This is a genomic window from Putridiphycobacter roseus, from assembly GCF_003234935.1.
GTDB classification, from domain to species: Bacteria; Bacteroidota; Bacteroidia; order Flavobacteriales_D; family Crocinitomicaceae; genus Putridiphycobacter; species Putridiphycobacter roseus.
In genome coordinates this window covers 15,269-37,689 of sequence record NZ_QKSB01000018.1, presented here as the reverse complement: position 1 = coordinate 37,689, position 22,421 = coordinate 15,269, and the positions used below count along the sequence as shown (strand labels likewise).

Here is a 22,421-nt window from a genome sequence, read left to right as displayed (position 1 = left end):
ATTAGTTAATCTAATGAGGCTTTTTTTTTGCCATAAATTTATTATTTAAATCTATTTCTTTGATAGGAATATGTATTAAAGGAAAAAAGTAGCAGTTACAAATATTATTCTAGCGCAGAAGCAATCGCTTTAAGTTTAAGTAAGCATTCTTGGTATTCTTGAATACTGATGGATTTAATTGTAATGGCTGAGCCAACGGATATGCTTAGGTTCTTTATTTTGTTATTGTAAAGAATAGAACGAATAACCACGTTGAAATCAAATGAGTTATTTGGACCTATGAAGCCTATCGAACCTGAATATACACCTCGTTTAAAGTTTTCGATAAGATCAATTATTTTTGTAGAAGCAACTTTTGGAGCACCTGTCATTGACCCCATAGGGAATAGTGCTTTAATAATTGAATTTACATTTATATCTATAGTTAATTTTGCTTGAACTGTAGAAATTAATTGATGAACTGTTTCAAAAGTATAGAGCTTACAAAGTTCCGTAACTTGTACACTATTTTTAGCTGCAATTTTTGATAGGTCATTTCTAACTAAATCAACTATCATTACATTTTCAGAGATTTCTTTTTGGTTGTTAAGAAGGTTTTTTTTTATTACTTGATCTTCATTAATTGTTTTCCCTCGTTTAGCAGTTCCTTTTATTGGTTGACTAAGTAGGTTAAGGTTGTTTTTTTGTAAAAATCTTTCAGGGGATGCCGAAAGAATATTTATTTCATTGTACGAAAATAGGGATGAGAATGGCGCATTAGTTTTTTGAATTAATTTTTTGTAGGTTTTTAATATATTAATTTTTATTTCGCTTGCTGTGTATTGAATGCAGTAGTTCAATTCATAGGTATTACCTTTTTGTATTTGTTCTTTTATTTTAGTAACATTATTTAGATAATCTTTTTTAGAGGTGGATGCCTTAAGTTCTATTTTCTGAGGAATTTGTTCCTTTTTAAGAAATATTTTTTTCGTAGATAAAATATGTTTTAAAGAGAGGTAATCTTTATTTTCTCCAAAATATAAAATATGATTATTTTTTTTAATTAGAACATTACTTGCTTTAAAGAATAAAGTTTCCGGAAAATGATGAATATCTAAGTTTTTGGATTTAGTTTTCGGAAGTGTTTTATTTTTCAAGTCGTATGTTAAAAAGCCAAACCAGTAGTTTTTATCTAATTTCAAATTGGAAATATCTTGATAAGTATTGTATTGAATATCATTTTTCACATTATTGTTCCAGCCAAGAATGAAATTTTTGTCCCCATTATTTAAGAGACAAAATTTTTCTAATGATAATTTTTGTATAATTTCAAGTTGATCTAACTTGGTATTTAGTGGGTAGTATTTTTTCAAAATTAAAAGTTAAAATTTGTTGTATGATGCTACAAAGTAAAGCTAATGTAATTTAAGTTACAATTTTAGTAAATAAAAACTTTAACTTTGTATTAGAATTAATAATTACATTAATATGAAAGTAGAACAAATTTACACAAGTTGTCTGGCTGAAGCGGCCTATTACATACATTCCAATGGAGAAGCAGCGATTATAGATCCATTAAGAGAAACGGCTCCCTATCTTGAAAGAGCAGAGCGTGATCATGTAAAAATAAAATATATATTTTTAACACATTTCCATGCAGATTTTGTTTCTGGACATGTTGACTTAGCAAAAAAAACAGGGGCACAAATTGTTTTTGGTCCTGGCGCAAAAGGAGATTTTGATTTTTATAATGGTAAGGATAATGAAGAGTTTCCTGTAGGAGATGGAATTATAAAATTACTCCATACTCCAGGTCATACTTTAGAATCATCCACTTATTTGTTAATAGATAAAAATAAAAAAGATCAATGTATTTTTACAGGAGACACTTTATTTATTGGGGATGTAGGTCGACCGGATTTAGCCGTTAAACAAGGAGAATTAACTGAAAAAGATTTGGCAAAGCATTTATTTCATTCATTAAGGGATAAAATTATGCCTTTACCTAATGATGTGATAGTATATCCGAATCATGGTGCTGGTTCTGCTTGTGGAAAGAACATGAGTAAAGAGACTTTTGATACTTTAGGACATCAAAAGGAGGTTAATTATGCATTACGTGCTGACATGACCGAAGCTGAATTTGTAAAAGAGGTTTTAACAGGTTTAAGTAAACCACCACAATATTTCTCAAAAAATGTAATGATGAATAAGGGGGTTAATCCTGAATTTGATAGTATTATTAGTCAAGGTACTGAAGCATTGATATTTGATTTTGTGAGTAAAAAACAAAAAGAAGGTGTTTTAATTTTGGATGTTAGAAGTCAAGCTGATTTTACCAAAGAGCACATTGCAGGTTCCATATTTATTGGTTTGAATGGTCAATTTGCGCCATGGGTAGGTGCTTTAATAAAGGATATTAATCAACCTATTATACTGATATGTCCAGAAGGAAAAGAAGAGGAAGCAGTGAAGCGTCTATCTAGAATTGGATATGATAATGCGATTGGTTATTTAAAAGGTGGTGTACAAACATGGAAAGATAATGGTGGTGCAACAGATTTTATTGAATCTATTTCACCTGAAGAGTTTGAAGCTATTTCGGAAAAAGAAGGCGGTAAAATTAATGTACTTGATGTTAGAAAACCTGGGGAATACGATTCAGAACATTTAATTAATGCAACAAACGAACCTTTAGATTATTTAAATGAAAACATCAGTAATTTAGATAAAGACAAGACATATTATGTGCACTGTGCAGGAGGATATAGATCTGTTATATTTGAATCTATTGCGAAGGCTGCGGGTATTCATCATATCATTGACGTTAAAGAAGGTTTTGGCGGTATTAAGAATAAAACAAAATTAGATAGAAAGGAATTTGTTTGTCCTTCTACTTTAGTATAGGATTAATTTAATCTTAAGTTAAGGCCATCATTTTCTATAAAGTGATGGCCTTTGTTGGTTTTATATAAAACCTCATTACCTTTGTAAAAAAAGACTGTGAAATTTGAATTGACAAAAAGTTTTATTGAAGATATCCAATCTGCGTTGGAGGAAAACAATATTGTTTTTATCAAGGCGCAAATATTTGAATTACATCCAGCTGATATTGCTGATATAGTGAAGCATTTAGGACTAGATGAAGGGAAGCATCTTTTTGACTATTTGGATGAGGAACAAGCTGCACAGACTTTAGTTGAGTTAGATGAAGACATTCGAGAAAAGTTATTAGAATTATTTTCTCCAAAGGAAATAGCGGAACAAGTAGATCAACTAGATTCTGATGATGCTGCTGATTTATTGGGAGAGCTATCAGAGCAAAGGAAAGATGAAGTTATCTCTAAAATGGAAGATAAAGAGCATGCTTCTGAAGTGATTGACTTATTAAGGTATGATGAAGATTCTGCCGGTGGTTTGATGCAGTCTGAATTTGTACAAGTACGTTCTTCTTTTACCGTTAAGCGCTGTATCATTGAGTTAAGAAAACAAGCTGAGGAAGTTGAAAAAGTATATTCAATTTATGTAGTAGACGAATCGGATGTATTACTAGGTGTATTGTCATTAAAACGTCTATTATTTGCTAAGCCAACTTCCTTAATTAGTGAACTGTATCAAAGCAATAATATTAAATATGTAAAAACAAACTCTCATAAGGAAGATGTTGCGGATATCATGAAGCGCTACGATTTGATAGCTATACCTGTGGTAGATTATCAAAATAAATTAGTAGGAAGAATAACTATTGATGATGTTGTTGATGTGATGCAGGAGGAAGCAGAAAAAGATTATCAATTGGCTTCTGGTATTACGGATAATGTAGAGGCTACTGCCAGTGTGTTTAAGAATACTAAGTCTAGGTTACCTTGGATTTTGATAGGATTATTAGGAGGTGTTTTAAGTTCATTAATTTTACAGAATTATGAAGCAGATATTCAAATAAATCCGGTTTTGGCATTTTTTATTCCATTGATCACTGCGACAGGTGGAAATGTGGGAGTACAATCCTCTGCGATTGTAGTTCAAGGCTTAGCGAGTAAAGAGTTTATGTTTAAAGGAATATTTAAACGAATTTTAAAAGAATTATTAGTTGGGGTCTTGATTGGATTGATTTGTGGTATTTTAATTTTTTTATTTAACTTTTTCACCAATACGGATATTATTATGGGGATTACCATTGGTATATCCATTTTCATTGTTGTAATTATCGCAGCAATATTTGGCACTCTGTTCCCCCTTATCTTAAATAAATTAAAAATTGATCCTGCCTTAGCTACTGGTCCTTTTGTCACCACAACAAACGATATATTAGGACTAAGTGTTTATTTTATGATTGCGTTTATGTTATACAATTAATATGAAAATAGGATTTATTGATACTGTTCACCCTATTCTATGGGAAAGTTTGACATCTATAAACCAAGAATGTGTTGATTTAACTTCAAATACTCTTGAGGAGATTAAATTACTTATTTCCGACTTTGATGGAATAGTAATAAGAAGTCGGATAAAATTGGATGAGAATTTATTGAAATCAGCTAACAATTTAAAATTTATAGCAAGGTCAGGGGCTGGTTTAGAAAATATTGATGTCGATTATTGTAATGCGAATGGGATTGTTTTATTTAATGCACCTGAAGGTAATCGAAATGCAGTTGGGGAACAAGCTTTAGGTATGTTATTGGCCTTGTTTAATAATATTATTATTGCAAACAATGAAGTAAAATCAAGGATTTGGAGAAGAGAGGCGAATAGAGGAATAGAATTAGAAGGGAAAACTATTGGTATTATTGGTTTTGGGAATAATGGGCAGGCATTCGCCGAAAAACTGGCTGGATTTAATGTAACGATATTGGCTCATGATAAATATAAAACTAATTTTGGTACGGATAAAGTGAAAGAAGTTAGTTTAGAATTTTTAAAAGAAAATGCGCAAGTGATCAGTTTGCATATTCCTCAGACTAATGAAACCATTGGTTTAATTAATGATTCATTTATAGAGGAAGTCAAAAAACCATTTTATTTATTAAATTTAGCTAGAGGGAAAATTGTAGAAACAAAAGCACTAGTTACTGCTTTAAAGAATAATAATGTACTTGGTGCATGTTTAGATGTAAATGAATTTGAAGACAGTTCTTTTGGTAAAATATTTGAGGAAGGAGTTGATTTATCGGTTGAATTTGAATATTTATTAAATTCGGCCAAAGTGATACTGACACCACATGTTGGAGGTTGGACACATGAATCCTATTTTAAATTAAGTAGGGTGTTATTTGAAAAGTTCAGGAATCATTACCAATTGTAACTTTTTCAAGTAAATTCACTATATGGTTAGATATGCGTGAGTTAATCTCCTAATTTTGAAAACTTATATATTATATCTATATTTGTGAAAACTCAAACAAGCTAATACCAACAAAAATATGAAAAAAGTAATTTTAAGCTTTGCCATTTCTTTTCTCTTCCTAGGAGCAACAAGTTGTGGTGGTGGTGGTGGATCTACCTGTGATGCTTATAGAAAAGCTGATGTTTCTAAAAAGCAATCAAAGAAGGAAATTGTAAAAACTACGGTAAAAAAAGTTATAAAGCAGAAATAAGATAAAAAAATAGACCTTTAAAGGTCTATTTTTTATTTACTTTCTATTTCCCAGTCATATTTAAAATTACAATACTTGTACTTTCCATCAATTCTGATGTAGGCGCTATTTATTTTATTGTCAATCCATTTATCAATTATCACTTGCTTTTTTGATTCTGTACATGCTTTTTGAATCAATTGATAATCGTCATTTAAGTTAGCCATATGTGGATCTGTTTTCCCCAATAGTTTGACTACACGTAATCCTAATTTTTGTTCTTGATAATTTTCATATAAAGATGGTGTTGAGATTTTACCAACGCCTAATCCTTGTATAACTCTATATAATTGTGGGTCAATTTCATTGATATTATTAATGTCCCAATAAAAGTCATTTGTGTATGGGTTAACAATCTTGCCACCATTGAATTTAGAATTCTCATCATTACTATATTTTTCTGCAGCTTTCTCAAAAGGAATCGTATTTGATTTTAAGTCAGCATATATTTTTTCAATCTTATTAGAAGCAATGTCAAGAGAGTTGTCATTTGCTTTAGTCGATATTAAAACATGTCTTACTCTATAATTATCTCCCTTTCTATCCAAAAGTTCTAGAAAATGGTAACCATATTGTGTTTCAAAAACTTGAGATAATTCATTTTTCTTCAAAGAAAATGCTGCAGCCTCAAATTCAGGCACCATAGTTCCTTTTGTCTGCCAGCCTAAATCACCATCTTGCATTTTACTTCCTGGGTCATCTGAATATTTTATGGCAGCTGTAGCGAATCTAATTTCACCTTTCAAAACATCTTCTCTAATTTCTGAAATGAGTTGTTTAGATTTCATTTTATCAGCTTCTGTAATTTCAGGGTAGATAACAATTTGAGCAACGGAAATTTTTGAATTGATATATGGAATACTATCTTTAGGTAATTCATTAAAAAAATGGGTAATATCTTTAGGTGTTATCACTAAGTTTTCCGTGATTTTATCTTGCATAGATTCTGCAAGCATATTATCTTTTATAGTTTTGAAAAACTCCCCTTTAATTTGTGCGATAGATTTCCCGTAAAATTTTTCTAATTCTTCCCTTCCTCCAATTTGTGCTTCAAAATATCTAATTCTTTGGTCAAGACTGGCATTTACTTGATCATCACTCACCAAAACAGAATCAATTTTCGCTTGGTTTAGTAATAGTTTTTGAAAAAGGAGCTCTTCCAGAATTCTACAGTCGTCTGTATTGCTCACTTCCATACCTTCTTGTATGAGTTGTAATTTAGCTTTTTGTATATCAGAAAGCATGATTACTTCTTCTCCAACTTGCGCTACAATTTGATCAATAATTTTACCTTGTGCAATTACGCTAGTCCCACTAAATGCGAAGATGCATAAAAATAAAAAGTTAATAATATTTAATTTTGTTTTCATTTTTAGCTTTTTGTATTAGTTGATTTTTGATTTTCTCTCTTAAATTTAAAATTCTATTATTGATAATTCTTTGCTTAATGTTATTTTTTTCAAACTCAATAGGAGATAAAGCGTTTTTTAACTTATAGTCCAAAATATTGATAAAATAAAAGTACCCGTCTTCATTAATTTTTAGTTCTGATTTCCGCGTAATAAATCTATTTTTATCAATATCATTTAAAGGTATTTCTTTAGTAATATCACTAAAATAGATCCAGTTATCTAAGTCGTAGTAAAAGTTACTGGCATAAAGGCCTGCATATTGTACCAATTGATTTAGATCTTTTTCAGAGTTTAATTTATACCATTTTGAAAGTTTATCAATATCCGGTGCATCTTCTGCTACTTTAATATACATCACTTTCACCAGGTAGTCTTTTAATTGAAAATCACTTTGGTGTTTGTTATAGTATTTCTTTAGCTCTTCGAAGCTTACTACAGTATCTAACTCTTCTTTGATTATTTTATTTTCGTGGTAATGAATTAATAAATTATTTCTGTAATCAATAGTTTTCTTTTCAATAGCATCCAATTCGGGGATGTTTTCGGTTAAGGCTTGGTGTACTAAAATATTTTGATTTATCCAGTTGTTTATATAATCATTTGAAAATGTAATACTGTCTTCAAATTTTCCTTTTTGTTTAACATAAGCTGCGTTCAGCTCTTGGTAAGTTAATGTTTTATCGTAGACAGAAACAATTTTTTTATCAGCTATTGCACTATCACATGCTGTGATAGACCAAACAATAATGAGAAAAAATAAAACCTTATCCATGTGCCCCAAAATTAAACTAATTTTTCTTCAATTTTGAATGTATAAGGGTCTTGAATCATAAATTAACAATAATTAAAATTATTTAAAAGTTTCCGCTTTAAATAAAACTGTTTTATTGATTTCTATGTCGGCTTTAGCTTTTAAATCAGCTAGCCATTTTTCCTGTAATTCATTTTGATAACCTGCAGTGGCAAGTCCTTTTGCTTCTGAAAATTTTCTAACCGAAGAAGGTAAGAAAGCTTCATTATTAAAAATATAATACTCTCCACCTTTTTTATAACACTTAGATTTACCTTCTTTAAATTTAATAGCTTTGCCCTTATCACTAATAAATTCATCTTGGTCTTTATTAAAAGTTCCTTTTTTGAAATCAACATTCAAAGTCGAAGACTTATTTAAAGAATCTTGAATTTCTGCATTTGTCAGTTTTTTATTTTTCAATAATTTAATGGCTTTTTTAGCTGTAGTTTTGTCTTTACATTTATACAGTGTTCCTTTATATCTATCAGGATAAGTAAAATTATTTTTATTTTTTTCGTAATAATTTTTTAAGCCAACGGTATCTTTAGTGGCTTTATTCCAAATTTCGTTTTGCATAATTTCAAAGATAAGCACGCCTTCTTCGTACTCACGCATTAAATTTTTAAAGTCAGGATACTTAGATTCAAGCTGGCTGTCTTCGTAATTTAGAATTAGTTTATTAGTCCAAGTGTTGAATTTATAATCCACATAAGCCTTAATCGCTTTAGGCTTTTCTCTTCTTTGTTCATTAGAAATGTGGCTTAAAAAGTCGTCTAATGTAAAAGATTGATTAGCAAAAGATACAAAAGTTTCGTTGTTGTTAAGATTAAAGGTGTCTTTCCAGTTACCTTCAAATACATTAGCGTCCACTAAAGTGTATGCTTTTAATAGAAGCGCTGAATTTACTTTAAAGTTGTAATTAACTTTAAGTGTATTGATAAAAGATTGCTGTGTACTTTGTGCACGTTCATCTTTTTCCACTTTTAATTTAAGTTCTCTTCTTAATTTATCGTATTCAGGTACATCTGATTGGTGAATTTTCTTCACGATATGCCATCCATACATGGTTTCAAAAGGTTTTGAATAATCTCCTTCATTTTTTAAAGCAAAAGCTTCTTTTTCAAATTCGGGAACCATTCTTTGTTTTGAACCCGCACCGAATTCCGGTAATAAACCACCTTTGGTATTTGAAGATTGATCATCAGAATATTTTTGAGCTAATTCTTCAAATGGTGCACCATTTTCAAGTAACTCATAAATTTCTTTGATTTTTTGTCCATTAATTTCATTTTTAGCATCTTCTTTACTATTGATGATCATAATGTGCGCTACTTGAATTTTTCCTTTTGCGGCTCTTTTATCTGTTACTTTAATGATGTGGTATCCAAATTGTGTTCTAACGGGCATAGATACTTCACCTACTGCTGTTTTAAAAGCAGCATCTTCAAAAGGATATACCATTTGTAATGCTGTAAAATATCCTAAATCACCAAAGTTGCTTTTCGCAGATGGATCTTCAGAACCGTTAGGACCTGCAGCTACTTCATTAAAATCTTCCCCATTAATCACTCTATTTCTAATGGCGATTATTTTGTTATAAGCAATTAAGGTATCTTTAGGGGCTGCATCTGCATTAACTCTAATTAATATATGGCTTGCTCTAACCTCGTTAATCGTTCTATCATAAGCTTCCTTAATCAATGCTTCATTTTTATCTTTATCGATTAAATATGGGCGAGAAAGTTGGGTTCTATATTGTTTAAGTTCATTGATTAACTGAGGAAGAGTATCATATCTTAGACGCTTAGCTTCTAGTATTTTTAATTTGTAATCAATGAAATATTTATTAACATAGGCCAATAATGAGTCGTCATCATAATTCGCTTCTGGATTGTTTTTAGTATAAATGTAGTTAAACTCTTCCACATCATATTTATTACCATCAACTGTTAAGACAGTATTATTTTGGGCGAATAAAAAATTAACTACTAATAAACTTAAGCTTAAAAATAAATGTTTCATTTTGATTGTTGATTTTATTTAATACTATAATTTGGTGCTTCTCGGGTGATCGATATATCATGTGGATGACTTTCTTGCACACCTGCAGAAGATATTTTAATAAATTGAGCGCCTTTTAAAGAAGAGATGTTTTTGGCACCACAATAACCCATTCCGGCTCTAATACCACCAATAATTTGTACCATTACTTCATTTAAATTTCCTTTATAGGGAACACGGCCTGAAATTCCTTCAGGGACTAATTTTTTAACATCATCTTCATCTGATTGAAAATAACGGTCTTTTGATCCTTTTTGCATGGCTTCTACTGAGCCCATTCCGCGATATTCTTTGAATTTTCTACCTTGGTAAATAATAGTTTCTCCTGGGGATTCTTTTACTCCAGCAAACATAGATCCAACCATTACTGTATCTGCACCAGCGGCAATAGCTTTTACGAAATCACCGGTATATCTTATTCCACCATCCGCAATTACGGGAACGCCTGTACCTTCTAATGCATTTGCAACATTATTAATTGCAGTTAATTGAGGAACACCAATACCAGCAATAATTCTTGTGGTACAAATTGAACCCGGTCCAATGCCAACTTTAATTGCATCTGCTCCAGCTTCTACCAAAAATAAAGCTGCTTCAGCTGTGGCAATATTTCCAGCTATAACATCTAAATTCGGGAATTGTTTTTTAACTTCTTTTAATTTTTCAACAAAGGTCATGGTATGTCCATGCGCGGTATCAATTACTACTGCATCTACTCCTGCTTTTTCTAAGGCAGTTACTCTTTCTAAAGTGTCGTGGGTAACCCCAACTGCAGCAGCCACTCTTAATCTACCAAATTGGTCTTTACAAGAATTTGGATGTTCTTTCACCTTAATGATATCTCTATAAGTAATTAATCCTAATAGTTTATTGTCTTTGCCAACTACAGGAAGTTTTTCAATTTTATGTTGTTGTAATATTTCTTCGGCCTGTTCTAAACTTGTTCCTTCAGAAGTAGTAATAATATTTTTTGAAGTCATGACGTCGGCTACATCTTTATTATTATCCTTTTCAAACCTCAAATCACGATTGGTAATAATTCCCATTAAAGTTTTATTCTCATCAACTACTGGGATACCGCCAATTTTATTTTCTTTCATCAGTCTCAATGCGTCTCCAATTTTTGCATTTAAGTCTAAAGTAATTGGGTCTAATATCATTCCACTTTCCGACCTTTTTACTTTTCTTACCTCCAAAGCTTGTGCTTGAATGGTCATGTTCTTATGAATAACACCAATACCACCTTGCTGTGCAATTGCGATAGCTAATGCGGATTCAGTAACTGTATCCATAGCTGCTGAAATAATAGGGGCGTTTAAAGTAATGTTTCTTGTAAAACGAGTATTTAATGTTACTTCATATGGAAGTACATTAGAGAACCTTGGAACGAGTAAAACATCATCAAATGTTAAACCTTCTTGAATTTGAGAGAAATTGTTAATTGCCATGATGAATTTAATTTTAAAATAAATTCGTGCAAAGGTAGTAAAAATGAAAAATAATTGGAAACAATTAGCCTATTTTACTCTAAATATTTGTTAAATAAAAAATATTTAAGTATTTTTTTTAGATATTTGTAGCATGAGATTTACTGTATCAAAGCGTTTTTTGTGGTTATTAACTATGCTGTTAATGGTTAGGGTAGGCTATGCACAGAATGCTAATCCATCTAAAGATTCTATCCAGTTTATTCAGTTAACAGGTATTGTGGTAAATGATAGTATGGAAAGGTTGCCTTTTACGGCCATTTACGATAGAAGTACAAAACGAGGTGTAATTGCTGATTATTACGGGTATTTTGCCTTGGTTGTTCACCCAGGTGACACGATTCAATTTTCTTTTATTGGGTTTAAACAAAAAACATTTGTGGTACCTGAACCAGATAGTAATAATGAATTAAGTATAGTGAGTTTGTTAGAAAGTGACACTATTCAATCGGTTCCGGTAGACGTATATCCTTGGCCTTCAAAAGAAGAGTTTGCGGATGCATTTGTCAATTTAAAAATAAATAATGATGCTATTACTCGGGCAAAAGAACGTTTGTCTCCTCAAGAAATGGCATTTGTCTATGGCGATATTGGAAGTGATCCAAGTTTATCGTACAATGTTCAATCACAACAGTATTTAAATCAGATTTATTACCGAGGTCAACAACAACCCAATAACTTATTGAATCCTTTGGCTTGGTCTAACTTTTTGAAAAGTTTGAATAATGGTGACCTTAAAATTGTTAGGTAGTAAAGTCGTTTAATTGAGCCATAGTTAATGGTTCTTGTATAAAGTCAATTTTATTTTCCTTACTATTGATTAAAGCATGAACATGTTGAATCCCATTTGTTAAAATCAACAAATCTGCATTTAGGGTAGCATGGTATTTTGCAATTTGGTAGAATGTATCAGCCGTAATTTTAATGTGTGGAGCTTTGCATTCCACAATAACGGTAGGTTTAAGCAGTGTATTGAAAAGGACGATATCACATCTTTTAGCCATTTGATTGTATTTAACTTGGTATTCCGATTTCATTAAGTTTTTAGAATAGCCTAAATATGTGGTCATATAATGAATGTAATGTTGTCTTACCCATTCTTCAGGAGTCAGTAAGACATACTTTTTTCTTAGAATATCCCAAATCTTTTGATCTTTGATTTTCAATTCGGCTTTTGGTAAGTTCAATAATGGAAACATGTTTTACAAAAGTAAAATAAATATATGGTTTACTAATCTATGTATTATCTTTGAATTCTTGTAATAAAATCAATGTATGCATTTAAAGCAACTCCAATTAATAAATTTTAAAAATCACGGGGAATGTCAGTTCGATTTTACACCTGATATTAATGTATTTATTGGAGATAACGGAGTGGGTAAAACCAATATTTTAGATGCGATAAATTATTTATCTCTTTGTCGTTCTTTTTTAAATGCGGTGGACAGGCAAAATATTAAGATGGGAGAATCTTTTTTTATGATTCAAGGTGAGTTTATAAGAGCGGATAAGACCCATAATATTATGTGTAGTGTTCAGGCAGGACAAAAAAAGAAGATTAAGAAAAATAAAAAAGAATACGAAAAACTGTCAGACCACATAGGTGAATTTCCAGTAGTAGTGATTTCTCCATACGATTCCAATTTAATTTCTGAGGGAAGTGAAGTGCGCAGAAAGTATATTGATAGCATTATATCACAACACAATAAACGTTATTTAGAAACTTTAATACGTTACAATAAGGTTTTGGCGCAAAGGAATAGTTTGTTAAAGAGGTTCCAAGAGTATCGAATTTTTGAACAGGAGTCAATTGAGGTTTGGGATTTGCAATTAGCTACTTTAGGGGAAGAGATTTTTGAATTAAGAAATGCATTCTTTGTTGATTTTTTACCGAAGTTTCAGTATTTTTTCAATTTATTGACGGGTGGAAAAGAAGCGATTGGCATACAGTATAATACACAAATGGAGGGACATAATTTTTTAGAATTATTGGAAGGTGCTCGACAAAAAGATGCAAGGGTGGGGTATACCACCGTTGGAACACATAAAGATGATTTAGTATTTACAATTAATGGTAATCCAATTAAGAAGTTTGGATCACAAGGACAACAAAAGTCTTTTTTAATAGGTTTAAAGTTGACACAATTTGATTATATCAGTCGTTTGACGGAGAAGAAGCCGATTCTTTTATTGGATGATATTTTTGATAAGCTAGACCATAATAGGGTGGAGCGATTGATGAAGATGGTTTCGCAGGGATTATTTGGGCAAGTTTTTGTGACAGATACGGATGCAGAGAGAATTGAAAAAGTTTTTAATAATATTGATATTACACCAAAAATATTTGAATTAAAATGAAGAAAAAAAGAGAAGTAAAAGATATGAAAACTGCAATTGCTTCTTATTTGAAGGCGAACGGTTTAGATGAGTTATACCAAGAAAGACAAGTGCTTTCAAAATGGGAGGATTTAGTAGGTAAGCCTATCGCTTTACGGACAGATTATGTGACGATTAGAGAGAAGGTTTTGTATGTTGAATTGAGTTCTGCAGTAATGCGGGATGAACTGTCTAAACATAAAACTCGTTTGATGAAACTAATAAATGATGAAGCGGGATTTGAAATGGTTAAATCCGTTTTTTTAAAATGATATGCTTATATTCGTTTCTATAAATAACAAATTATGAAAAGAACTACTATTTTATTTTGTTTGGCATTGTTTACGTTTTCTTGTTCGAACTACACACCTGAACAAGGGGAAGCGGCAGACTTTATGTGTGAATGTATGAGTGATGAATCTATTGACGATATAGATATCCTGTACTATAAGTGTAACGAAGAATCAAAAGCTAAATTTGATAAAACAATCTATAGTGATGAAGGTTATGCAAAGGCACTTAATGAAAAATGTCCAGAATTAAATTTAGTTTCCGAGGAGTCTTAAGAGTTAATTACTCTTTGTATGTATAAGAGATTGATTCTGGAAAATGTTCTAAATTTAGAATTATTTCTTGTTGACCATATCTGAATTCACTGATATCAAAATTTAACGTTTTTTGCACTAATTCGCGACAATCGTCTTCAATTGGGTGGTGGTATAATTTGATACCTCTTTTTGGAGGTAGGGATTTCATGATAAAGGAAGAGCCTATCAAGTCAAATTCATGTTTTTGGCAACCACCTTGGTAGGTTATTGTAATCGAAAGTATATTTTTAGTCAAACTAGCTGCGATAATATTATAGGAGGCGGTATTTTTATATTTTGCCCAGTCTTGGGTTAGGATACCTTTTTTCGCATTGGGGATCACTTCTTCTGCAACTTTTTCTTCTTGTTTTTCTGTCGTTTCAGTTACCTTTTTACTATTTGCACAACTAAAAGTCAATAGGCTAGTAAGGAATATAAGTGTAAAAATTTTCATTTATTTTTTTTGGTTTTGGTGAAGATAATAATTATTAAAAATAGAAAAAATATTCCGATTGGAATGAAGGCATCAAAAGGAAAAGGGACATGAATTAATTCCTTTTCCTCATTGATAATTTTTGGAATATACTTTTGAATGGTGTCATTTTTTTCAAAAATGATTTTTTCTTTTAACATCTCATAATCAAACCTCCAGTATTCAATTCTTGGAAAATATTTTCTAAAATTTGGAGTGTTATAGTTTTGTAATACGTGTTTGGCTTTTATTCTTTTTACATTTTCAAGGATGCTTTTGTCCTTTTTATCATAAATTCTGGCAATACTGTAAGCAATATATGCTTGATTTAGACTTACATGTTCTTCCAAGATTAAGCCCATTTCATTGAAGCATTGTCCAATAATGGGATCATCTTTATGGATGTACATTACAAAATATTCCAGTACTTTTTTCGCGCTATTTAAAGGGGTAATTATATTGCGTTGATAAGCAACGCTACCTTTTTTGTTTTCTTTTAATTCGGCTTGACTAAAATCGAAAATATTTTCTACGTTGCTTCCTTGCAGGTATTTTAATTTTTGGGCATTTAAAATTGCAATAAAAAAATCATCAAAAGTATTTTTTGGTCGTACATAATTGTTTTTTATAATCCTATCAATGGTTTCAAAATCGTATTGTATATAAGCATTTAAAAGGTGAAGGTGGATTATTTGGATGTATTTAGGGTGGTTTTTTAAAAGGACATTTAGGTAGTATTGGGAAAGTTTGACGTTATTAGTGAGTAGGGTTATTTCTGCAAATTGCATGCTGTCTTGCAGACTCCAACTTGATTTGTCTTTTTTTTCGAGTCGATCTAATTTTTTAGCTAGAATATCGCTATTCACACCCCTTTCGAATTTACCGAAGGAGAAATATGGGTTATATTCTTTTTTGTATTTTGACGTTTGAAATCCTTGACTAAATCCGTTGAGACTTAATGCAAGTAGACAAAAAACAAAAGATATTTTAATGAGCTTCAGAGAAGGCATATTCAATTATATTTGCGCCCATTTTCAGGGCTTCCATTCGTTTTTCTGGGGTATCGTTATGGACCACCTGGTCTTCCCATCCATCCCCTAAATCGGTTTCAAAAGTGTAAAAACAAACCAATCGACCTTCATAGATTATTCCAAAACCTTGTGCTCGATTATTGTCGTGTTCATGGATTTTAGGAAGCCCATTAAATTTGTATTTCTGTTGATAAATTGGATGTGTGTTAGGTAGTTCGATCAGGTCATTATTCGGGAATATTTTTTTTAATTCCGTTCTAATATATTTATCCATACCATAATTGTCATCAATGTGTAAAAAACCACCACCAATAAGATAGTTTCTTAAGTTTGTTGCGTCTTCATTTGAAAAAACGACATTACCATGTCCAGTCATGTGAATAAAAGGGTAGTTGTAAATGTCATTCGCGCCAACTTCTACTGTTGCAATATCCTGACTGATATTAGTATGTAAGTTTTGATTACAAAATGTAGCAAGGTTATTAAGCGCAGTTGGGTTTGCATACCAATCTCCTCCGCCATTATATTTTAATAATGCAATTTGTACGGTTTGCTCTTTGGTTTGTTGTGTCGCTGAAATATTAAATAAAGCCAAACAAATCAGTGCGGTTATGAAATTAAATTTAAAATATGACATGCTACTATTCCTGCAGTTTCTGTTCTTAATCTTGTTTTTCCTAAGCTTACGGGCTTAAATTTGTTTGTAATCGCTAAGTTAATCTCTTCTAAGTTAAAATCGCCTTCGGGCCCGATTAAAATACAATTATTTTTTTGAGTAATTTGTTCATCTTTAAGTTCTGTTCTTGGTTTATCTGCTTCACAATGGGCAATATAATACTGGGTATTTTCCGAATTGTTTTCCTTTATAAAATCATGTAATTTGGTAAGCTCATTCAAAATTGGAAAATGATGGTTGTTAGATTGTTTGGATGCTGCAATAAGAATTTTTTCCCAACGTTCAGTATTTATTTTTTTTCGTTCAGAGTTTGCACTTAAAATAGGTGTAATTTCAGTTATACCGATTTCTGTTGCTTTTTCTAAAAAAAATTCAATTCTATCATTGGATTTTGTTGGTGCAATTGCAATGTGAATATTTGTGGTAGGTTTTGCTTGTTGAAATTTTTCTACTATTTCAAAAGTCAGGTTTTTTTTGCTGGGTTCTATAATTTTTACCAGTGCAAAGTTTCCTTTTCCATCCGTTACATTTATGTGGTTACCAGATTTTAATCTCAATACCCCAACTGCGTGATGAGATTCATCCGGTGGAAGATTTAGATCATTTAAATTATTGCAAAAAAAAGTATGTTTACTAGTTTTCATTCAAGGAATATGTACTTTTGTCAAATGTATAATAAAAATGTATGTTGCCAAAGCCAAAAATAGTTTTTTTATACTCAGAAATAGCGGGTTATTTTTTAGCATGTGCTGAAGAATTAGCAAAAACAGCAGATGTGTTAATCGTTCGCTGGCCTATTAATAAGGAGGCCCCTTTTGAGTTTAATATTTCAAAAAACATAACCATTATCTGTAAGTCAGATTATGATAATGAAGCACTGTCAAAAGTAATTCGAGATTTTAAGCCTACAAAAATAGTTTGTTCTGGTTGGATGGATAAGGATTATTTAAGTATTGTAAAACAATATTATCGTCAAATACCTACTATTTTAACTTTAGATAACCATTGGGTTGGTAGTTTAAAACAACATATCGCATCTTTATTGTCCCCTTTTCTTATTCGAAATAAATTTACACATGCATGGGTGCCTGGTAAACCGCAGACTAAGTTTGCAAAAAAATTAGGGTTTAAAAACATCACGACAGGTTTTTATTGTGCGGATGTTGCTTTACATGAAGCTAATTTTGATTCGAATAAAATTATGCCTGTTAAACAGTTTTTATATGTTGGAAGGTATGTAAAACACAAATCAATATTTGAAATGTGGGAAGCATTTACTACTTTAAGTGATGCAGGTAAATTAGACGGTTGGGAAATGATTTGCGCTGGAACTGGAGAGGCGTTTGAAGCAAGAACAAAACATGCAAAAATTAAACATTTGGGTTTTATTCAACCAAAGGATTTGAAGGAACTAGTAAATAAAAAACCGATTTATATTTTACCAAGTTCATTTGAACCATGGGGTGTTTCTGTACAAGAATTTGCGATTGCAGGTTGTCCTTTAATGATTAGTGAAAATGTAGGGGCGGCAGAATTATTTTTAGCTCCTGGCAAAAATGGTATTTCCATACAACCTTCGGTGGATTCCATTAAACAAGCTATGTTAAGTTTTGCTGATGAGACCACAAATCGCTTGAAAGAGATGGGACAATATTCAAATAAACTAGGAACAAGTTATACCCCTGCGCTTTGGGCAGAAAAATTATTAGCCATTAAATTATGAAGATAGGAGCAAATAATATGAGACACTTATCCACGAAAATGTGCATGACTCGAGATATTGGTGTGCATGGAAATTTATTTGGAGGGTCACTTATCTCTTGGCTTGATGAAGTAGCAGCGACTTGGTCTTGTGATCTTTGCCGTAATCCTAATATGGTGACTGTTAAAATTAACGAAATGGTTTTTCAGCGTCCAGTAAAAGTAGGGAATCAAGTAAGTATCTACGGAAAAGTAAAAGACGTAGGGAATTCTTCTATAACCTTATACATTGAAGCAAAAACAAAAAATTTTTATTCAGGTGAAGAAGAATTGGTTTGTTCCACTATATTTATTTTTGTAAGGATTGGAGACAACGGAAAGGCGACGAATATTAATCCGGATGTGAAGGAAAACTTGATGACTTTGATTTGAAGAAAATTTTAATTATACAAACCGCTTTTATAGGTGATGTTGTGCTTGCCACTTCTTTGGTTGAAAAGTTACACCAGCAATATCCCGACTGTGCAATTAGTTTTTTGGTCCGGGGAGGAAATCAACATTTGCTAGAAGGACATCCGTTTTTGAAAGAAGTTTTAGTTTGGAATAAAGGGGCACATAAATTAAGAAACTTATTTCGCTTACTGCAAGTGATACGTTTAGAGAAATATGATGCTGTGATAAGTGCACACCGATTTGCGTCTTCCGGTATTTTAACGGGGTTTAGTAAGGCGAAGTATAGAGTAGGGTTTAAAAAAAATCCTTTTTCTTTTAAATTTACCCATAAAGTTTTACATAAAATTGGTAACGGCAAGCATGAAATTGAACGCAATCAAAAGTTGATTGAATTTTTGACGGATAAAAATCCAGCCAAACCTAAATTGTACCCGTCAAAATTAGCCTTTGAAAAAGCACAAAGTTTAAGTAATGGACATCAAATTATTTGTATGGCCCCTGCTTCCGTATGGCAAACTAAACAATTGCCAAAAAGTAAATGGTTAGACTTGATTAAAAGGTATAATGCTGAAAAAATTCAAATTTATTTATTGGGTGGACCAAATGATGCCGCTCAAAATGAATCTTTAATGGCCGCTTCTTCTCAAGGCAATGTAAAAAATTTAGCAGGAGAATTGAGCTTTTTAGAATCTGCTGCTTTAATGCAGAAAGCAACCATGAACTTTGTCAATGATTCTGGGCCATTACATTTTGCGAGTGCAATGAATGCACCTGTAACCGCTTTCTTTTGTTCAACCGTACCAGCGTTTGGATTTGGTCCATTGTCGGATCAATCTAGGATAGTTGAAAATATGGATGACTTAGCCTGTAGACCGTGTGGACTCCATGGATTTAATAAATGTCCAAAGGGTGATTTTAAATGTGGCAATGATATCGATATATCGGCTATTAAACTTTAGTTTTTACTTTTGTCCAAGATTTAATTTGCCATTTGACTTTAGCGGTACAGATATGATTTCCTGCAGTGTCATAGGTTTCTACGAGGTTAATAATGCTGATTTTATTCTGATTTTCAAGTGGGTTTAATATGTTGTTTTGAAACCAGTCTGCAGATAATTCACTTTTTGCAATGCAAGCTTTTTTTGCTTGGTAATGGTAAGTCATGATAATTTCTTCCATAATTAAGCGGTATTTAGAAAAGTCTAACTGTGTCATCAATAGGAAGCCAGAAGCAAATTCGGAAGTAGTGGCTAATGCGCAAGCGTGAATGCCTTTAATGTGATTTAAGTTTTTACGCTTGTAGGGAATACTAGCTTTGATGGCATAATCCTCTAATTCACTTATTTTGATACCATGAGGCTTGTTAAATGGGATTGTAAAACCCAATATAAAGTTTAGCTTTCTTAAGCCAAAATCACTTTTTTTTGCATCATTAACGTATTTACTAACATTCATATTATATCATTTAAGACGATTAAATTTAAATTCTAAGGAGGAATCCTCACGATTCTCTATAAAGAAAACAAAAATCCATTAACTTTATGGCTTTAAAATAAAAAAGTATGAAAAAAGTAGTATTGTTATTGGTAGTCTTCATGTTTGGTGGTTTGTCATCATTTGCAACAGAAGGAATGTGGATTCCGTCTTTGATTGATATGTTTTACTCCGATATGAAAACGTATGGTTTAAAACTAGACAAAGATCAAATATACAATACCAATAATACTTCATTGAAAGATGCCGTTTTACAATTTAATGGCGGGTGTACTGCTGAGTTAGTTTCAAATGAAGGCTTAATATTGACTAACCACCATTGCGGATTTGATGCGATACAAAAACATTCATCTTTAGAGAACGATTTATTAAAAAACGGATTCTGGGCAAAAGATAAAGCATCTGAATTGGCCTGTCCTTGGTTACACGTTACTTTTGTTAAGAGAATCGAAGATGTTACATCTCAGGTTTTTAATGGTGTTACAGCCGAAATGGACCTGTTGTCAAGAAGCAAAACGATTGAAAAAAACATCAAGGAACTAGAGAAAAAAGCAGTGGAAGGGAACAGTTATCAAGCCAAAATAAAACCATTTAACTTAGGCAATGAGTATTATATGTTAGTGACGCAAGACTTTAATGATATTCGATTGGTGGGAACGCCACCTTCTGCAATAGGTAAATTTGGAGGAGATACTGATAATTGGGTATGGCCAAGGCATACAGGTGATTTTTCAGTTTTTAGAATTTATTCCAATGATTTAAATGAGCCTGCCCAGCATAATGTTGTCAACAAACCTTATCAACCATTGCATTTTCTACCGATTAGTTTAAAGCCAATTCAAAAAAATGACTTTACTATGGTTTATGGATTTCCAGGTTCTACAGACCAGCATTTTTCTTCTAAAAAACTGCAATTCTACATGGCGCATGAACGCCCTTTGCGAATTGCAATGAGGCAACAAACCATTGATATATTAAAACCTGCCATGCGAGAAAATGATTTAATCCGTATTCAATATGCATCTAAACAAGCGAGATTAGCAAATGCGTGGAAAAAATGGATTGGTCAATTAAAAGGCTTAACAGAGTTAGGGGCTTTGGATAAAAAGAAAAATTGGGAAGAAACTTACTTGCTAAAAGCAAGTGAAAGAACTTTATGGAAAGAAAAATACTATCCATTAATTGAGCAGTTGGCAAATTTACAGGAGAATAATGGAAAATATGAATTGGCATTTGCCATGTTAGTGGAGTATTTTTATTATGGCCCAGAATTTATCAAGTATGCGCAAAGTTTTAACACACTAATTCACGATTACACAAAATTAGAAGCGGATGATTTGCTGAATGCGGAAGTGGAGAAGTTAAAAAAAATAACCCAAAGTTTTTTCAAAAATTATAATGTGGCCATTGATCAAAAAATATATAATGCCTTAACCCCAATGTACATTGAAAATGTAGACGCTGCATTGTTACCAAGTGGATTAAAAGAAAACTGGGCATCTATAGGAGCTAAAATATTTAAAAAATCTATTTTTTTAAATGAGGAAAAAATGATGACTTATTTAAATGGTTTTTCTAAAAAACAACATAAAAAATTAGCGAAAGATCCGGCGTTTTTACATGCTAATTCCATTATCAACGCTTATCGTGAAAAGGTAGCTCGCGCTTTTTCAAAATTCTCACAACAAGAAGAGGAATTAATGAAGTTGTATTTAGAAGGGATCATGGTAATGTTTCCAGATAAGAAGACATGGCCAGATGCCAATTCAACGCTAAGAATTACTTATGGCAAGGTAGATGGGTCTGCTCCTTATGATGGTATGACTTATAAACATTATACGACCATAGATGGTATATTTCAAAAAAATGCAGAAAATAATCCAGACTTTGAAGTTACTGATCGTCTAAGAGAATTGTATTTAAAAAAGGATTATGGCGCGTATACACAAGACGGTGAATTGTGGGTTTGTTTTACAGCTTCAAATCACACTACAGGTGGAAATTCAGGTAGTCCGGTAATTGATGCGGAAGGAAACTTAATGGGGATTAATTTTGACAGAAGTTGGGAGAGTACCATGAGCGATTTTTATTTTGATGAATCACGTTGTCGTAACATTGCTGTAGATATTAGGTATGTTTTATGGGTAATTGATAAGTATGGAAATGCGAAGCACTTAGTAGATGAAATGACTTTGATTAAATAAAAATGTAAAAGTTTTAATAACTTTTTTCTTAAAACGAGATACTTATTTTTATATTTGGA

The 22,421-nt window shown here is 31.7% G+C and carries 23 protein-coding genes; 12 read left to right on the top strand and 11 right to left on the bottom strand.

All coding sequences use genetic code 11. From position 1 onward, the window contains the following. Positions 1 to 104 precede the first annotated feature (104 nt). The gene (locus DNU06_RS16700; protein ID WP_158526939.1) at positions 105 to 1,352 is read right to left on the bottom strand and encodes a chorismate-binding protein; all 1,248 of its coding nucleotides are present in this window, start codon (positions 1,350 to 1,352) and stop codon (positions 105 to 107) included. A 115-nt stretch (positions 1,353 to 1,467) separates the two neighbouring features. Between DNU06_RS16700 and DNU06_RS16695 the strand changes: the two genes are divergently transcribed. From DNU06_RS16695 to DNU06_RS17890, 4 genes are all read left to right on the top strand, one after another. Next, positions 1,468 to 2,886 (top strand): MBL fold metallo-hydrolase, encoded by a 1,419-nt coding sequence (locus DNU06_RS16695; protein WP_111064648.1) that lies wholly within the window; start codon positions 1,468 to 1,470, stop codon positions 2,884 to 2,886. Between the two features lie 96 nt (positions 2,887 to 2,982). Beyond that, on the top strand, positions 2,983 to 4,335 hold the full coding sequence (mgtE, locus tag DNU06_RS16690) for a magnesium transporter (RefSeq protein ID WP_111064647.1): 1,353 nt from the start codon (positions 2,983 to 2,985) through the stop codon (positions 4,333 to 4,335). Position 4,336: 1 nt separating this feature from the next. Then, positions 4,337 to 5,284, top strand: coding sequence for an NAD(P)-dependent oxidoreductase (locus DNU06_RS16685; protein ID WP_111064646.1), 948 nt, complete (start codon positions 4,337 to 4,339; stop codon positions 5,282 to 5,284). A 118-nt stretch (positions 5,285 to 5,402) separates the two neighbouring features. Further along, positions 5,403 to 5,576, top strand: coding sequence for a hypothetical protein (locus tag DNU06_RS17890; RefSeq protein WP_158526938.1), 174 nt, complete (start codon positions 5,403 to 5,405; stop codon positions 5,574 to 5,576). A gap of 32 nt (positions 5,577 to 5,608) precedes the next feature. Here DNU06_RS17890 and DNU06_RS16680 read toward each other — a convergent pair whose 3' ends face one another. From DNU06_RS16680 to guaB, 4 genes are all read right to left on the bottom strand, one after another. After that, entirely contained in the window at positions 5,609 to 6,985 is a 1,377-nt protein-coding gene (locus DNU06_RS16680) for a peptidylprolyl isomerase (RefSeq protein ID WP_111064645.1), read from the bottom strand. After that, positions 6,960 to 7,799, bottom strand: a complete 840-nt coding sequence (locus tag DNU06_RS16675) for a peptidylprolyl isomerase (protein WP_111064644.1) — start codon at positions 7,797 to 7,799, stop codon at positions 6,960 to 6,962. The genes DNU06_RS16680 and DNU06_RS16675 overlap by 26 nt, the downstream gene beginning before the upstream one ends. A 78-nt stretch (positions 7,800 to 7,877) precedes the next feature. After that, positions 7,878 to 9,842, bottom strand: a complete 1,965-nt coding sequence (locus DNU06_RS16670; RefSeq protein WP_111064643.1) for a peptidylprolyl isomerase — start codon at positions 9,840 to 9,842, stop codon at positions 7,878 to 7,880. A gap of 14 nt (positions 9,843 to 9,856) precedes the next feature. After that, on the bottom strand, positions 9,857 to 11,329 hold the full coding sequence (gene guaB / locus DNU06_RS16665) for an IMP dehydrogenase (RefSeq protein ID WP_111064642.1): 1,473 nt from the start codon (positions 11,327 to 11,329) through the stop codon (positions 9,857 to 9,859). Positions 11,330 to 11,462: 133 nt separating this feature from the next. Between guaB and DNU06_RS16660 the strand changes: the two genes are divergently transcribed. Further along, the gene (locus DNU06_RS16660; RefSeq protein ID WP_111064641.1) at positions 11,463 to 12,119 is read left to right on the top strand and encodes a carboxypeptidase-like regulatory domain-containing protein; all 657 of its coding nucleotides are present in this window, start codon (positions 11,463 to 11,465) and stop codon (positions 12,117 to 12,119) included. Here DNU06_RS16660 and DNU06_RS16655 read toward each other — a convergent pair. Further along, positions 12,112 to 12,567, bottom strand: coding sequence for a type I restriction enzyme HsdR N-terminal domain-containing protein (locus DNU06_RS16655; protein WP_111064640.1), 456 nt, complete (start codon positions 12,565 to 12,567; stop codon positions 12,112 to 12,114). The two genes, DNU06_RS16660 and DNU06_RS16655, sit on opposite strands and share 8 nt — an antisense overlap. Positions 12,568 to 12,643: 76 nt before the next feature. On the opposite strand from DNU06_RS16655, the gene recF reads away from it, so the two are divergent. From recF to DNU06_RS16640, 3 genes are read left to right on the top strand one after another with little or no spacing between them, the layout of a single operon-like run. Then, positions 12,644 to 13,726, top strand: a complete 1,083-nt coding sequence (gene recF / locus DNU06_RS16650; RefSeq protein WP_111064639.1) for a DNA replication/repair protein RecF — start codon at positions 12,644 to 12,646, stop codon at positions 13,724 to 13,726. Further along, positions 13,723 to 14,016, top strand: a complete 294-nt coding sequence (locus DNU06_RS16645; protein WP_111064638.1) for a DUF721 domain-containing protein — start codon at positions 13,723 to 13,725, stop codon at positions 14,014 to 14,016. Before recF ends, DNU06_RS16645 begins: the two co-directional genes overlap by 4 nt. A 33-nt stretch (positions 14,017 to 14,049) precedes the next feature. Continuing rightward, entirely contained in the window at positions 14,050 to 14,310 is a 261-nt protein-coding gene (locus DNU06_RS16640) for a hypothetical protein (protein ID WP_111064637.1), read from the top strand. A gap of 7 nt (positions 14,311 to 14,317) precedes the next feature. Here the strand turns inward: DNU06_RS16640 and DNU06_RS16635 are convergent, their stop codons facing one another. From DNU06_RS16635 to DNU06_RS16620, 4 genes are read right to left on the bottom strand one after another with little or no spacing between them, the layout of a single operon-like run. After that, entirely contained in the window at positions 14,318 to 14,785 is a 468-nt protein-coding gene (locus DNU06_RS16635; protein WP_111064636.1) for a hypothetical protein, read from the bottom strand. Continuing rightward, positions 14,782 to 15,813: a hypothetical protein gene (locus DNU06_RS16630; protein ID WP_111064635.1), complete on the bottom strand. Its 1,032-nt coding sequence runs from the start codon at positions 15,811 to 15,813 to the stop codon at positions 14,782 to 14,784. Before DNU06_RS16630 ends, DNU06_RS16635 begins: the two co-directional genes overlap by 4 nt. Continuing rightward, on the bottom strand, positions 15,791 to 16,471 hold the full coding sequence (locus tag DNU06_RS16625; RefSeq protein ID WP_111064634.1) for a DUF4159 domain-containing protein: 681 nt from the start codon (positions 16,469 to 16,471) through the stop codon (positions 15,791 to 15,793). Before DNU06_RS16625 ends, DNU06_RS16630 begins: the two co-directional genes overlap by 23 nt. Further along, positions 16,444 to 17,154, bottom strand: coding sequence for a 16S rRNA (uracil(1498)-N(3))-methyltransferase (locus DNU06_RS16620; protein WP_111064633.1), 711 nt, complete (start codon positions 17,152 to 17,154; stop codon positions 16,444 to 16,446). The genes DNU06_RS16625 and DNU06_RS16620 overlap by 28 nt, the downstream gene beginning before the upstream one ends. A gap of 41 nt (positions 17,155 to 17,195) precedes the next feature. Between DNU06_RS16620 and DNU06_RS16615 the strand changes: the two genes are divergently transcribed. The 3 genes from DNU06_RS16615 to DNU06_RS16605 are packed head-to-tail and all read left to right on the top strand — an operon-like array spanning position 17,196 to position 19,623. After that, positions 17,196 to 18,233, top strand: a complete 1,038-nt coding sequence (locus DNU06_RS16615; protein ID WP_111064632.1) for a glycosyltransferase — start codon at positions 17,196 to 17,198, stop codon at positions 18,231 to 18,233. Beyond that, positions 18,230 to 18,643: an acyl-CoA thioesterase gene (locus tag DNU06_RS16610; protein WP_111064631.1), complete on the top strand. Its 414-nt coding sequence runs from the start codon at positions 18,230 to 18,232 to the stop codon at positions 18,641 to 18,643. Before DNU06_RS16615 ends, DNU06_RS16610 begins: the two co-directional genes overlap by 4 nt. Further along, on the top strand, positions 18,640 to 19,623 hold the full coding sequence (locus tag DNU06_RS16605; RefSeq protein WP_111064630.1) for a glycosyltransferase family 9 protein: 984 nt from the start codon (positions 18,640 to 18,642) through the stop codon (positions 19,621 to 19,623). Before DNU06_RS16610 ends, DNU06_RS16605 begins: the two co-directional genes overlap by 4 nt. Here DNU06_RS16605 and DNU06_RS16600 read toward each other — a convergent pair. After that, positions 19,613 to 20,119, bottom strand: coding sequence for a DUF4442 domain-containing protein (locus DNU06_RS16600; protein ID WP_111064629.1), 507 nt, complete (start codon positions 20,117 to 20,119; stop codon positions 19,613 to 19,615). The genes DNU06_RS16605 and DNU06_RS16600 overlap by 11 nt on opposite strands. A 107-nt stretch (positions 20,120 to 20,226) precedes the next feature. On the opposite strand from DNU06_RS16600, the gene DNU06_RS16595 reads away from it, so the two are divergent. Then, complete coding sequence (locus DNU06_RS16595) at positions 20,227 to 22,362, top strand: S46 family peptidase (RefSeq protein ID WP_111064628.1); 2,136 nt, start codon at positions 20,227 to 20,229, stop codon at positions 22,360 to 22,362. Positions 22,363 to 22,421: the final 59 nt, after the last annotated feature.